We start from the raw sequence: 12,566 nt of genomic DNA on the forward strand, positions 1-12,566 counted from the left end.
AACGGCCATGCTCCGCGTTCTCACGCTTTCCAGCCTGTTTCCCGATTCGACACGGCCCAATTTCGGCATCTTCGTCGAGCGCCAGACGCTGGGCCTTGCCGCGCAGCCCGACGTGGCCGTGCGAGCCGTGGCGCCGGTCGGGCTGCCGCCCGGGCCGTTGCGCCTGCTGCCGCGCTTTCGTCAGCTCGCGGGGCTCCCGCGTGCCGAGACGTGGAAGGGACTGACGATCGATCGGCCGCGCTTTACGGTGTATCCAGGAACGCAGGGGCGCTTGCATGTTCCATCACTGACGCGGGCGCTGGTTCCGCTTCTGGACGCCATCCGCCGAGACTTTGCATTCGACGTGATCGATGCGTCGTTCTTCTTCCCGGACGGCCCCGCGGCCGTTGCGCTCGGGCGCCGTTATGGCGTGCCGGTGTCGATCAAGGCGCGCGGTGCCGACATTCATTTCTGGGGTCGCCAAGGCGCAACGGCGGCGCAGGTCCGGCGGGCGGGGCAGGAGGCTGACGGGCTGCTGGCCGTCTCGTCGGCGATGCGAGACGACATGATCGGGATCGGCCTGCCTGCGGATCGCATTCGCGTGCATCACACCGGCGTTGATCTCGACCGCTTCGCGCCGATCGCGCGCGCCGCGGCCAAGCAGCAGCTCGGCATCAGCGGCCCCTTGGTGATTTCTGTCGGCGCGCTGATCGAGCGGAAGGGACATGAGATCGTGGTCGAAGCGGTCGCACGCCTGCCAGGCGTGTCGCTGATCATCGCCGGCGAGGGCCCGGCGCGCGGGCGCATCGAGGCGGCGGCAGCCCGCCTGGGACTTGCGGACCGGGTGCGATTGCTGGGCGCCGTGCCGCACGAGGATCTGCCCCGATTGATCGCGGCAGCGGATGTGATGGCGCTGGCCTCCGCATCCGAAGGACTGGCGAACGCCTGGATGGAGGCGCTGGCCTGCGGCACGCCGGTTGTGATCACGCCAGCCGGGGGTGCGCACGAAGTCGTAACCGGGCCCGCGGCCGGGCGCGTGGTTCCGCGCGATGCGGCTGCCTTTGCAGCGGCGATCGCGGACGTGCTGCGCGCCCCGCCGTCGGCCGAGGCGACGCGCAGCCATGCGGCAAGCTTCACCTGGCCGGCGAACGCGCAGGCGCTACGGGAGCACCTCCACGCGCTGGTCGTAAGTCGCCAACCGGAACCTTGAGGCTTCAGTTCAAGCCGGCGATCAGTTGATCCAACTGCTGCCGGCCCAGTTCCTCCATGTCGCGCGCGGAATGCTGGCAGGCGCCCGCTTTGCTGCTCGCAGCATTGATCATGCACGTGACTGGTACGCGCCTGGCGCAAGACTTCGTGTCACAGCGTGGGCTAATCGCGGGTGTATCGGTCCGCTCACGCGTGGCCGACACCGGTGCCGAGGCGACCGCGACAATGGCGGCGCCGATCAGGATAGCGATGTTCGTCATGTTTCCCCCTCATTGTTCGGAGGCGATGGCAGCGGTACGGCCTGACCCAAGCGTCACAACGACGGATCGTCGCTGCACCGGATCAGCGGCAGGCGGCACCTGTGTCGCAATCCGCGACATGCCATGAAATGGAAAGGCCGCGGGAACCCCCCGATACCCGCGGCCCTCTCCTCAATACACGAGGAGCCTGTCAGGCGACCTTTGCGGTCACCTCGTCCAGTTCGCGCAGCACGTAGCCGCGGCCCCAGACGGTCTCGATGTAATTCTCGCCATCGCACGCCATGCTCAGCTTCTTGCGCAGCTTGCAGATGAACACGTCGATGATCTTGAGTTCCGGCTCGTCCATCCCGCCATACAGGTGGTTGAGGAACATCTCCTTGGTCAGCGTCGTGCCCTTGCGGAGCGAAAGCAGCTCCAGCATCGCATACTCCTTGCCGGTCAGGTGAACGCGGGCGCCGTCCACCTCCACCGTCTTGGCATCAAGGTTGACCGACAGCTTGCCGGTGCGGATCACCGATTGCGAATGCCCCTTGGAGCGGCGAACCACTGCCTGGATGCGCGCGATCAGTTCCTCGCGGTGAAACGGCTTGGTGACATAATCGTCGGCGCCGAAGCCGAAGGAGCGAACCTTCGATTCCATTTCGTTCACGCCGGAAAGGATCAAGACGGGGGTTGAAACACGCGCAACGCGCAGTTTCTTCAACACCTCATATCCGTGCATGTCCGGCAGGTTCAAATCGAGCAGGATGATGTCGTAATCGTACAGCTTGCCGAGGTCCAAACCCTCTTCGCCAAGATCGGTCGAATATACGTTGAAGCCCTCAGCCGAGAGCATCAATTCGATTGCCTTGGCGGTCGTCGGCTCATCCTCGATCAGCAGCACGCGCATCCGTCATCCTCCCGTTTGCGAGCATGCTCGGTACCCCCGTCACGCCCCAACCGATCCATTAACCAAATCACATGTGAACGTAAAAGGTAAACAGACGCTTAATCGGTATATCAGAAATTACTCGCGCGGCGACCCAGCAGAATCGAACAAGGTCCGGTGACGAGCGTGCGGGATATCTTCGCCAAGTGTGTCGCGAAGATAGAGGCTGCGTACCAAGGTGTAGATCACGACTAACATGGCAGCCGAAAAGAACAGGCCGAACAATCCGAATACGGCGCCGATCGCAAGAATGGCGAATAAGGTGATGGCGGGGGGAATGGCGACGACGCGGCTGGTGACAAACGGCGTGATGAAGTTCGTTTGCACAATGCGCACGCTGGCGAAGACGGCGACGGTCAGCAGGACATGATGAAGCGATTGCGTGGCGGCGAGGCCGAGGGCGGGGACCATCGCGGCGAGCGGGCCGACATACGGGATGAACTCGCTTAGCCCCGTCAACAGCCCGAGCGCCGGTGCTGACGGCACGCCGACGAGCCAAAGGCCAAGTCCGACCAAGACGCCCATCGTCGTCATCTGAATGAGCTGCGCACGCAGCCACAGCCGGAGCGTGGAGGCGGTGTCGAGGAGCGCATCTTCCATCACCGCCCGCTTGGAAGGCGGCATCAGCAGAAGAAAGCCACGCTCATAGATCTTGGGATCGACGGCAAAGAAAATTGCGCCGACCAGAACAAGCAGGGCGTTGAGGACGAACTGCCCGGCGCCTTCCGCAATGCCGCCGATGTCCTGTGCAACCCGGCTGCCGGCAAAGGCCGCGCGCACCGCGTTCACCACCTTGGCGCCTACCGGTGAGGATGAGAGCTGGGCGCCCAGCTCCGCCAAGATGCCGGGGAGGCGCGTGACAAGCACGTTGACCTGCGTGCGGAATTCGACGCCGAACAGCCATCCGAGGAAGATGATGATGGCGAGCACGGAGATGATCGCACCGCCGAGTGCAGGCTTGGCAGGCAGGCGCAGGCGCTCTTCGAAAATCTCCGCAATGGCGTGGATGACGATCGCGCCGAGCACCGAGCCAAAAGCGAGGATCAGCAGGTTGCCCGTGAAATACAGCGTCGCGGCAAGCGCCGCGACACCAAGGGTCAGGAATAATCGGCGAATATAGCGGGCGTCATCATCATCAGGGGAAAGCCGGTTCATCGACCATGAACGTGGCAAAAGCCGTGACGTTGCGGCACCTCAATCAGCGCGGCCCTGCCGGACCTTGGGCGCGCTTGCCAGCCAATCCGCCAAGCTCAACTCGCTGGTCGGCCGCGTCTTGGCGCTCATCCCGTTTTCCATCATCTCCAGCGCCCAGCCCGCGCGTTCCTCATGCTGCGAGGCGACCAGGTCTCGCGGCACCCACAGGTCGTATTCGCGCATATGCGCGTCGGCGGCGGTGAACAGCACGCAAATGTCCGCGGCGACGCCCACCAGCACCAATCGCGTCACTCCCAAGCGCGGAAGCAAGGCCGGCAGGGTCGTGGCGTAGAAGCCCGAGGATTCCGGTTTGATGACGAAGTAATCGTCCTCTTCCGGCTTTAGCTGCGCAATCAGCGGACCGCCTTTGCCCTCGCTGGCGAAAGCCACTAGTTCGCTAGGCTCGTCATGCCAGCGACCGTAGTTATCGTTGACGAAAATGACCGGCACGTCCGCCGACTTCGCGTGCTGACGTAGCGAGCGGAGTGGATCGACCATCGCGCTCACTTGATCCTTCAACGTGTCGCCGCCGGTGAAATCAAAAGTGTTTAGCAAATCGATGACGAGGATCGCAGCTTTGCCGTTCATGCCAAATGCCCAATGACCAATGCTGCGAAACAACGAGCCGGATTGGGATTTGGCCGCATCTCGCGACAGCAAAGTGCTGTTTTCTTGTGATTTCTGATTTGGCTGACAAGCAAACGCCCGGATCGTTTCCGACCCGGGCGCCTGCGTGACGATTGCTCGTCAGCCCCCTTGTGCCTCCGCCCGCGCGCCTCATCTAAGAGGCGGGGCTGGAAGCGTTCCCCGAACCACGGCCTTTGCCTGTGTGCCAGTGACGGCATTGCTAGGTGCTCACCCGTGGGTCGTCCACGAAAATGAACGCCAGCTAAACCGATTGCTTCTGCTCTGTGATCATTTCGCAACAGCGCCGTTGCCAGCCTGCGAAGCCGTCGATAGACGCGGGCCATGATCCTGTCGCGCTATGAACGAATGATCGCGCGGCGCTATCTGCTTCCCGGGCGCGGTGAGCGCTTCATCGTTCTTGTTGCTGGATTCAGCCTTGGCGCGGTGATGCTGGGAGTGGCGGCGCTCGTGATAGTGATGAGCGTCATGAACGGCTTTCGCGCCGAGCTTTTTGACAAAATCGTCGGCTTGAACGGCCATGCCGTGGTGCAGGGGATCGGCGGCCGGCTGACGGACTGGCGCGAGGTCGTTCGCGACGCTCAGGCGACGCCGGGCGTGACCAGCGCCGTGCCGCTCGTCGAACAGCCGCTGATGTCCACGTATAACGGCCGCGTTGAGGCCGTGCTGGTGCGCGGCATGCGCGTCGAGGACCTACGATCGAACCAGACGATCGGCAACAAGGTGATCACCGGAACGATCAGTTCGCTGACGCCGGGATCAAACCGCGTCGCTTTGGGTTCGCGCCTCGCCGAATCGCTTGGCGCGACGGTCGGGTCGGAGATCACGCTGATCAATCCCGCTGGCCAGACCACGCCGTTCGGCACGGTGCCGCGCTACGTCAACTATACGGTGGCGGCCGTCTTCGAAATCGGCGTGTACGATTTCGACAAGGCCTATGTGATCATGCCGATGGAGGATGCGCAAACGCTGCTGCTGCTCGGCGACGCGGTGGGCATGATCGAGCTCGAGACGGTCAATGCCGACAAGGTGGGGCAGATCCTTGCGCCGCTCGCGGAAAAGGTCGGCCGGTTCGCGGTGGTGAGCGACTGGCGCCAGATGAACGCGCAACTCTTTGAGGCGCTGGCGGTGGAGCGGGTGGCGATGTTCGTCGTGCTCTGCATCATCATCCTGGTGGCCGCCTTCAACATTGCGTCGTCTCTGATCATGCTGGTGCGTGCCAAGACCCGCGACATTGCCATCCTGCGCACCATGGGTGCGACCCGCGGGGCGATGATGCGGATCTTCATGACGGTGGGCGTGACGATCGGGACGCTGGGGATCATCGCCGGCCTGATCCTGGGCGCGGTGTTCCTCTTCTATCGCCAGGCGGTGGTGAACTTCGTCCAGTTCGTGACCGGGCAGGAGCTGTGGGACCCCTCGATCCGCTATTTGACGGAATTGCCCTCGAAACCCGATCCGGTGGAAATCGTGGCGATCGTCGTGATCACCGCGCTGATGACGCTGCTCGCGACCATCTATCCCGCGTACAAGGCGGCGAGCACGGATCCGGTTCAGGTGTTGCGCTATGAATAAGGCCGACGCGATTGCTCATGGCGGTTGGGAGGCGCGGCGATGAGCGCGGTTCTGGAAACCCGCGGCCTGTCCCGCAGCTTCACCCAGGGCGACGAGACGATCAATGTCCTGCGCGGGGTCGAGCTGTCCGTGGCGCCGGGCGAAATCGTTGCGCTGCTCGGCCCGTCCGGCTCGGGCAAGTCCACGCTGCTGCAGGCGGTCGGGCTGCTGGAGGGCGGCTTTGAAGGATCGATCCGCATCGCCGGAGAAGAAGCCGCCAAGCTCGACGCGCATGGTCGCACGGTGGTGCGCCGCGATCACCTGGGGTTCGTCTACCAGTTTCACCACCTGCTGCCGGACTTCAACGCGATCGAGAACGTCGTGCTGCCCCAGCTCATCCATGGTGCCGAGCGCGAGGCCGCTGATGCGCGTGCCAGAACGCTGCTGAGCGCGCTGGGGCTGGGACATCGGCTGACGCACCGGCCGAGCCAGCTATCGGGCGGCGAGCAGCAGCGGGTTGCGGTGGCGCGCGCGCTGGCGAACAACCCGGCGCTGGTGCTCGCCGACGAGCCGACGGGCAATCTTGACGAGGGCACGGCGGATCGCGTGCTGGCCGAGTTCCTCCGGCTGGTGCGCGAGGAAGGCTCCGCGGCGCTGATCGCCACGCACAACGAGCGCCTGGCCGCGAAGATGGACCGTGTCGTGCGGCTACATGACGGTGTGCTGACGTAAACGGCCACGGGATAGGCGGCCTCGTGCCATCACAGCCGTTGGTGCGCCTTCGTTATTGTCTTGCGCGCAATTCAATAAGCGGCGAGACCTCCTCGGATTGGATCAGAGGAGAGCGGCAATGAGCGCGATAACCGACTTTCAGGTGAAAACCGCGGACGGAGGAGAAGCGTCGCTGGAAGCGTATCGCGGCAAGGTGCTCCTGATCGTCAACACCGCCTCCAAATGCGGGTTCACGTCGCAGTACGAAGGGCTGGAGGCGCTTCACCGCGATTACGCCGAGCGCGGCTTTGAAGTGCTGGCATTTCCCTGCAACCAGTTCGGTGCGCAGGAGCCGGGCGACGCCGCCGAGATCGCAAACTTCTGCTCGCTCACCTATGACGTCACCTTCCCTGTGTTCGCGAAGATCGACGTCAACGGGGCGCAGGCCGATCCGCTGTTCGAACGGCTGAAGAGCGATGCACCGGGCTTGCTGGGATCAAAGGCGATCAAGTGGAACTTCACCAAGTTCCTGGTGAACCGCGCCGGCGAGGTCGTCGATCGTTATGCCCCGACGACCAAGCCCGAAGACATCCGCAAGGACATCGAGAAGCTGCTCTGATCGAAGGCCGGCTCTTGTCCTTCATGGTCGGCGCGCATCAGGGAAGGTGAAGGCGGCGGCGCCGGCGCGATGATCCAGGCCGGCCATGACCGCCGCGACGCCACTGAACATGAAGCTGACGCCCAGGACGAAGCCGGGAAGCGTCAACGCGGAGAATGGCACGGTGCTGATGATCAGCAGCGCCAGCAGGATGTTGACTGCGCCAAGCAGCAGCATGAGCCAGCGGCGCCGACGCATGCGCAGCCCCAGCACGATCTCGAGTGCGCCGCGCAGCAGCAGCCATGCGGCAACGACGATCGTCAGCGAAATGGCGCCCGTCAGTGGGCGGGCCACCATGATGACGCCCGCGGCGATGGACAGGACGCCGAGGAGGACCGAATAGCCGCGGCTTTCCGCTCCGGCGCCGCGAAGACCAGCGATGAGCGAGAACACGCCGGAAACCGTAAAAGCAATGCCGATCACGAAGGTGGCCGCGATTGTCGCGGGGAACGGCAACAGCAGCGCTGCCAGGCCAAGAAGAGCCGAAAGCACGCCATAAGCGATGATCCATCCCCAGCCGGCGCCGGTGGTCGGCGTGCCAGCGCGGCCCACGTCGCTCATCACAACCTCCACTTCGATCTGCCGCGAAACGGATCGATCATGGCGCAGTTCCGCTGGTCGAATCACGGCCTGGCAGATAGGCGCAGGGGATGCCGCATTCCGGGTTCGTACCGCTTCGTATCTTCTCATCCTACACGATGCTCGACGGGGCGATCGATCCGAAGGCGATTGCCAAACATGCAGCAAAGCTGGGTTTTCCCGCAGCAGCCCTGACTGATCGCAACGGCCTTTATGCCGCCATGGCGTTCTCGGACGCCGCCTTTGCCGAGGGTGTGCAGCCGATCATCGGCACCATGTTGGGTGTTGCCCGGCCGGACATGCCCGATGGCGTGGCGCCCATCGTCGACTGGCTGGCGCTCTATGCGCAGGATGAGCGCGGCTATGACAATCTATGCGCGCTGGCGAGCGCCGCGCACCTCGATCGACCGATCGACCTTGCACCGCACGTCCTTTTCGAGACATTGGTCGGGCGTACCGACGGGCTGATCGCGCTGACCGCGGGCGGGGAGGGAGCGCTGGCGCGCCTGTTTGCCGAGGACCAGCCAGCGCGCGCGAGCACTTATGCGGACCGGCTTGCCGCGTTGTTTCCGGACCGGGTCTATGTGGAGCTGGCGCGACGGGGGGACGAGGTCGAGGAGCGGGCGGAACAGGCCTTGCTTGATCTTGCCTATGACCGCGGGCTGCCGATCGTCGCCACCAATCCCTGCTGCTTTGCCGAGCAGGCGTTTGCAAAGGCGCACGATGCCATGCTGTGCATCGCCAACTCCACCTATGTCGAGAGCGAGGATCGGCCGCGGAGTTCGCCCGATGCGTGGATGAAGCCGGCAGCGGCGATGCGAACCCTGTTCGAAGATTTGCCCGAAGCGATCGCCAACACGCTGGTGGTGGCGCAGCGCTGCGCCGTGGCGGCGCCCAAGCGCAAGCCGATCCTGCCCAGCCTTGCCGGTGATCGCGAGGGGGAAGCCGCGATGCTGCGCGAGCGATCGCATGAGGGGTTGACCGCGCGCCTGAAGCGGATCGAGGCGCTGGCAACCGAGCCGCTGCCGGAAGGCTGGCAGGAGGAATATCGCAAGCGGCTCGATTTCGAGCTCGATGTGATCATCCAGATGGGCTTCCCCGGCTACTTCCTGATCGTGGCTGACTTCATCCAATGGGCGAAGTCACATGACATTCCGGTGGGGCCGGGGCGTGGCTCGGGTGCGGGCTCGGCCGTCGCCTGGGCGCTGACGATCACCGATCTCGATCCGCTTCAGCTCGGTTTGCTGTTCGAGCGCTTCCTCAACCCGGAACGCGTGTCGATGCCTGACTTCGACATCGACTTCTGCGAAACGCGGCGCGGCGAAGTGATCCGCTACGTGCAGGAGAAGTACGGCCGCGATCAGGTCGCGCAGATCATCACTTTCGGTAAGCTGAAGGCGCGCGCGGTGCTGAAGGATACCGGCCGTGTGCTGCAGATGAGCTATGGCCAGATCGATCGGCTGGCCAAGCTGGTGCCGAACCATCCGACTGACCCATGGACGCTGAAGCGCGCGATCGACGGCGTGGCGGAGCTTCACCGCGAATACGCCAACGACAATCAAGTCCGGCATTTGCTGGATCTCGCGATGCAGCTGGAAGGCTTGCCGCGGCACTCCTCGACCCATGCTGCCGGCGTGGTGATCGGCGATCGGCCGCTGGCGCAACTTGTGCCGCTGTATCGCGATCCGCGGTCAGACATGCCGGTCACGCAGTTCGACATGAAATATGTCGAAGGTGCGGGGCTGGTGAAGTTCGACTTTCTGGGTCTGAAGACGCTATCGGTTCTGAAGCGGGGTCTGCAACTGCTGGAAAAGCGTGGCATTCACGTCGATCTCGATGCGCTGACCTGGGACGACGAGGCGGTCTATGCCTTGCTTCAGAAGGGCGACACGGTTGGCGTGTTCCAGCTGGAATCGGAAGGCATGCGCCGTACGCTTTCCGCCGTCCGTCCGACCAATTTCGGCGACATCATCGCGCTCGTCTCGCTCTACCGGCCAGGCCCGATGGACAATATCCCGTCCTTCGGTCGTCGTAAGCAGGGCACGGAGGCGATCGAATATCCGCATCCCTTGCTGGAGCCGATCCTGGCGGAAACCTACGGCATTTTCGTCTATCAGGAACAAGTGATGCAGGCGGCGCAGGTGCTGGCGGGCTATTCGCTCGGCGGCGCGGATCTGCTCCGCCGCGCGATGGGCAAAAAGGTTCAGGCCGAAATGGACGCGCAGCGCGCGACGTTTGTGAGCGGCTGCGCCGAACATCACCAGATCCCTGCCGACCGCGCCAATGCGCTGTTCGATTTGATCGACAAGTTCGCAGGCTACGGCTTCAACAAGAGCCACGCAGCCGCCTATGCGCTGCTCGCGTATCAAACGGCGTGGATGAAGGCGCACTACCCGCACGAGTTCTTCGCTGCGTCGATGGCGTATGACATCCACCAGACCGACAAACTGGCGATCTTCTGCGACGACATGCGGCGGCTGGGCGTCCGGTGCCTGCCGCCGGACATCAATCACAGCCTCGCGGACTTCAATGTAGAGGTGGACGAGGAGGGGCCCGCCGTCCGCTACGCGCTCGCCGCGCTGAAGTCGGTGGGCGAAGGCGCCATGGAAAAGTTGGTCGCGGAGCGTGACGCGAGCGGGCCGTTCGCGCGCCTTGACGACTTCGCTGCCCGGGTCGATCCGCGGCTGATCAACAAGCGCCAGCTCGAAACATTGGCCAGCGGCGGCGCATTTGACGCGATCGAAGCGAACCGTGCCGGCGTGTTTGCGGTGGCCGAAACTATACTGGCGGTGGCCGCGCGAACCCACGAACAGCGCATCAGCGGCCAGGGCGGGCTGTTCGGCGACGCGGAACCGGCCGGGGATGCGATCAAGCTGCCGGCGGCGAGCCGCTGGACGATGGCAGAGCGCATGGAGCAGGAGAAGGAAGCGTTTGGCTTTTACTTTTCGTCGCACCCGGTCGATCGCCACGCGCATCTGGCGAAGGCGCATGGCGCGCGGCTCTACACCGCGCTGGGCGAACTCGCGATTCCTGATGATGGGACACGCTCGGGCGCGACCATGGCGGTGCTGGTCGAAGAGGCACGCTGGCGTACCTCGGCACGCGGCAAGCGGTATCTGATGGCAACGCTGAGCGACCAGAGCGGCCAGTTCATGGCGACGTGCTTCGACGATGCGGTCGCCGCTGACCTGGAAGAGGCGGCGAGGGCCGGCGGATGCGGGCTTGCCACGGTGGAGCTCGATCGCCGACCGGGCGAGGAGACACCGCGCGTCACGGTGAAACGCATCCAGCCCTTTGAGACGCTGGCCTCGCTGGCGCGCTTCGTGATCGAGATAGTGGTGGTCGAAGAGAGTGCCTTGACCGCCTTGGCCGGCCTGCTGGAGCACCAGCGCGGCGCGCGCGGCGAGGTGATCGTCCGCGCCGCACTGGCGGATGGCGAGGCGAAGCTGCTGCTGGGGCGCGATTTCCTGCTCGACCTGGAACTGGTGCAGCGGATCGAAGACATCACGGGCGTTCAGGAAGTCACGCTGCGGCAGTCGGAGGCCCGGCTGGCGCTCGTTGGGTGAGCGGGTTGGCGACCGGGGTTATCAGGTAGAGCGCGGCTGAGGAGCTGGCTGCAGCGCATGTTCACGTCGTTACGCTCAGGTCGAGTCAAGCTGCAGCGCGCGAACTCAGAACAACTCGCCCTGCGGCCCCGCAGGTGGGCGGAACAAGTCGGTGCGAAGCTGCATCCGCTCGCCGATCCGATCGATCCCGTGGCGCCGGCGCGCGATGGAGAAACGGGTCCGCAGCAGATCGGCCCACACCCCTTGGCCGCGCATGCGCGTGAAGAAGCCGGCGTCATTGTCCTTTCCGCCGCGCAGCGAGTGAATCGCTGCCATCACCTTACCCGCACGATCGGGGAAGTGGGTGTCTAGCCATGCGCGAAAGAGCGGCGCCACTTCCCAAGGCAAGCGCACCGGTATGAACGAGACGCCGAGTGCGCCTGCAGCGGCGGCGCGCGCGACGATGGTTTCTACCTCGTGATCGGTGATCGCCGGGATCACCGGCGCCATGTTCACATAAGTGGGCACCCCCGCCTCGCTGAGCTGGCGTACGGCCTCCAGCCGGCGCTCGGGGTGGGGCGCGCGTGGTTCGATGGTCATCGCGATCTTCGGGTCGAGCGACGTGATGGAGATCGCCACGCCGGCGAGGTTCTTCTTCGCCATGGACGCCAGCAGATCGAGATCACGTAGCACACGGTTCGACTTGGTCGTGATGACCAACGGGTGATCGCACGCGGCCAGCACCTCGATGATGTCGCGCGTGATGCGCCATGTGGATTCGATCGGCTGATAAGGATCCGTGTTCGTGCCCATGGCGATCGGCGCACAGCGGTAACTAGGCTTGGCGAGTTCGGTGCGCAGGAGCGCTGCGGCGTCGGGCTTTACAAATAGCTTGGTTTCGAAATCGAGACCCGGCGACAGATCGTGATAGGCGTGGCTGGGGCGGGCGAAGCAGTAAATGCAGCCGTGCTCGCAGCCGACGATCGGATTGATGCTGCGATCGAACGGGACGTCCGGGCTCTTGTTGTACGAAATGATCGTCTTGGGACGAAGCGCTTGCACGCTTGTCCGTTCCGGTGCCGGCTCGCCGTCGATCATCGCTCGCTCGTCCAGCCAATCGCCGTCCAGCTCTCGCTTGGGCAGATTGAACCGACTGCTTTCGGCGTTGTTGGTAGCGCCGCGTTGAGGTCTTGCTCGCGCTGGTCGTGGAGTCGAGCTCATGCAGTGATTCTGCATGAACATAATAGGAACATCAAGCGCGGTTTAGGTCTGTCCTTCGCAGGGATGAGCGAACGCTTCTCGGT

At 64.1% G+C, this 12,566-nt stretch carries 11 protein-coding genes; 5 read left to right on the forward strand and 6 right to left on the reverse strand.

Annotated elements, in window-relative coordinates; translation table 11 throughout:
- The first annotated feature begins 7 nt into the window (after positions 1–7).
- Positions 8–1,189 carry a glycosyltransferase gene (locus SPMU_RS14335; RefSeq protein ID WP_088334623.1) on the forward strand — a complete coding sequence of 394 codons (1,182 nt, stop codon included), beginning with the start codon at positions 8–10 and terminating at the stop codon, positions 1,187–1,189.
- A 4-nt stretch (positions 1,190–1,193) separates the two neighbouring features.
- On the opposite strand, the gene SPMU_RS14340 is transcribed toward SPMU_RS14335, so the two are convergent.
- The 4 genes from SPMU_RS14340 to SPMU_RS14355 all read right to left on the reverse strand — a co-directional run bounded on the left by SPMU_RS14340 (position 1,194) and on the right by SPMU_RS14355 (position 4,158).
- A complete protein-coding gene (locus SPMU_RS14340) occupies positions 1,194–1,448 on the reverse strand; it encodes a hypothetical protein (protein ID WP_088334624.1) in 255 nt (84 codons plus the stop codon).
- Between the two features lie 190 nt (positions 1,449–1,638).
- Positions 1,639–2,337 carry a response regulator transcription factor CtrA gene (gene ctrA / locus SPMU_RS14345; protein ID WP_088334626.1) on the reverse strand — a complete coding sequence of 233 codons (699 nt, stop codon included), beginning with the start codon at positions 2,335–2,337 and terminating at the stop codon, positions 1,639–1,641.
- A 117-nt stretch (positions 2,338–2,454) separates the two neighbouring features.
- A complete protein-coding gene (locus SPMU_RS14350; RefSeq protein WP_088334628.1) occupies positions 2,455–3,531 on the reverse strand; it encodes an AI-2E family transporter in 1,077 nt (358 codons plus the stop codon).
- A gap of 39 nt (positions 3,532–3,570) precedes the next feature.
- Positions 3,571–4,158 (reverse strand): cysteine hydrolase family protein, encoded by a 588-nt coding sequence (locus tag SPMU_RS14355; RefSeq protein ID WP_088334630.1) that lies wholly within the window; start codon positions 4,156–4,158, stop codon positions 3,571–3,573.
- Positions 4,159–4,539: 381 nt separating this feature from the next.
- Between SPMU_RS14355 and SPMU_RS14360 the strand changes: the two genes are divergently transcribed.
- From SPMU_RS14360 to SPMU_RS14370, 3 genes are all read left to right on the forward strand, one after another.
- Positions 4,540–5,790, forward strand: coding sequence for a lipoprotein-releasing ABC transporter permease subunit (locus SPMU_RS14360; protein WP_088334632.1), 1,251 nt, complete (start codon positions 4,540–4,542; stop codon positions 5,788–5,790).
- Positions 5,791–5,829: 39 nt separating this feature from the next.
- Positions 5,830–6,501: an ABC transporter ATP-binding protein gene (locus tag SPMU_RS14365; RefSeq protein ID WP_088334634.1), complete on the forward strand. Its 672-nt coding sequence runs from the start codon at positions 5,830–5,832 to the stop codon at positions 6,499–6,501.
- Positions 6,502–6,619: 118 nt separating this feature from the next.
- Entirely contained in the window at positions 6,620–7,099 is a 480-nt protein-coding gene (locus SPMU_RS14370) for a glutathione peroxidase (protein WP_088334636.1), read from the forward strand.
- 21 nt (positions 7,100–7,120) lie between these two features.
- Here the strand turns inward: SPMU_RS14370 and SPMU_RS14375 are convergent, their stop codons facing one another.
- A complete protein-coding gene (locus SPMU_RS14375) occupies positions 7,121–7,699 on the reverse strand; it encodes an HdeD family acid-resistance protein (protein ID WP_088334751.1) in 579 nt (192 codons plus the stop codon).
- An 89-nt stretch (positions 7,700–7,788) separates the two neighbouring features.
- Between SPMU_RS14375 and dnaE the strand changes: the two genes are divergently transcribed.
- The gene (gene dnaE, locus SPMU_RS14380; RefSeq protein WP_088334638.1) at positions 7,789–11,283 is read left to right on the forward strand and encodes a DNA polymerase III subunit alpha; all 3,495 of its coding nucleotides are present in this window, start codon (positions 7,789–7,791) and stop codon (positions 11,281–11,283) included.
- A gap of 105 nt (positions 11,284–11,388) precedes the next feature.
- Here dnaE and SPMU_RS14385 read toward each other — a convergent pair whose 3' ends face one another.
- The gene (locus SPMU_RS14385) at positions 11,389–12,483 is read right to left on the reverse strand and encodes a PA0069 family radical SAM protein (RefSeq protein WP_088334753.1); all 1,095 of its coding nucleotides are present in this window, start codon (positions 12,481–12,483) and stop codon (positions 11,389–11,391) included.
- Positions 12,484–12,566: the final 83 nt, after the last annotated feature.

This window comes from Sphingomonas mucosissima (genome assembly GCF_002197665.1).
Taxonomy (GTDB): domain Bacteria; phylum Pseudomonadota; class Alphaproteobacteria; order Sphingomonadales; family Sphingomonadaceae; genus Sphingomonas; species Sphingomonas mucosissima.

What these genes read in the sequence shown, in the direction of transcription:
- SPMU_RS14360 (WP_088334632.1), top strand. Translation starts at nt 4,540, where the DNA reads ATGATCCTGTCGCGCTATGAACGAATGATCGCGCGGCGCTATCTGCTT.
- dnaE (WP_088334638.1), top strand. Translation starts at nt 7,789, where the DNA reads ATGCCGCATTCCGGGTTCGTACCGCTTCGTATCTTCTCATCCTACACG.
- SPMU_RS14335 (WP_088334623.1), top strand. Translation starts at nt 8, where the DNA reads ATGCTCCGCGTTCTCACGCTTTCCAGCCTGTTTCCCGATTCGACACGG.
- SPMU_RS14365 (WP_088334634.1), top strand. Translation starts at nt 5,830, where the DNA reads ATGAGCGCGGTTCTGGAAACCCGCGGCCTGTCCCGCAGCTTCACCCAG.
- SPMU_RS14385 (WP_088334753.1), bottom strand. Translation starts at nt 12,483, where the DNA reads ATGAGCTCGACTCCACGACCAGCGCGAGCAAGACCTCAACGCGGCGCT.
- ctrA (WP_088334626.1), bottom strand. Translation starts at nt 2,337, where the DNA reads ATGCGCGTGCTGCTGATCGAGGATGAGCCGACGACCGCCAAGGCAATC.
- SPMU_RS14375 (WP_088334751.1), bottom strand. Translation starts at nt 7,699, where the DNA reads ATGAGCGACGTGGGCCGCGCTGGCACGCCGACCACCGGCGCCGGCTGG.
- SPMU_RS14350 (WP_088334628.1), bottom strand. Translation starts at nt 3,531, where the DNA reads ATGAACCGGCTTTCCCCTGATGATGATGACGCCCGCTATATTCGCCGA.
- SPMU_RS14370 (WP_088334636.1), top strand. Translation starts at nt 6,620, where the DNA reads ATGAGCGCGATAACCGACTTTCAGGTGAAAACCGCGGACGGAGGAGAA.
- SPMU_RS14340 (WP_088334624.1), bottom strand. Translation starts at nt 1,448, where the DNA reads ATGACGAACATCGCTATCCTGATCGGCGCCGCCATTGTCGCGGTCGCC.
- SPMU_RS14355 (WP_088334630.1), bottom strand. Translation starts at nt 4,158, where the DNA reads ATGAACGGCAAAGCTGCGATCCTCGTCATCGATTTGCTAAACACTTTT.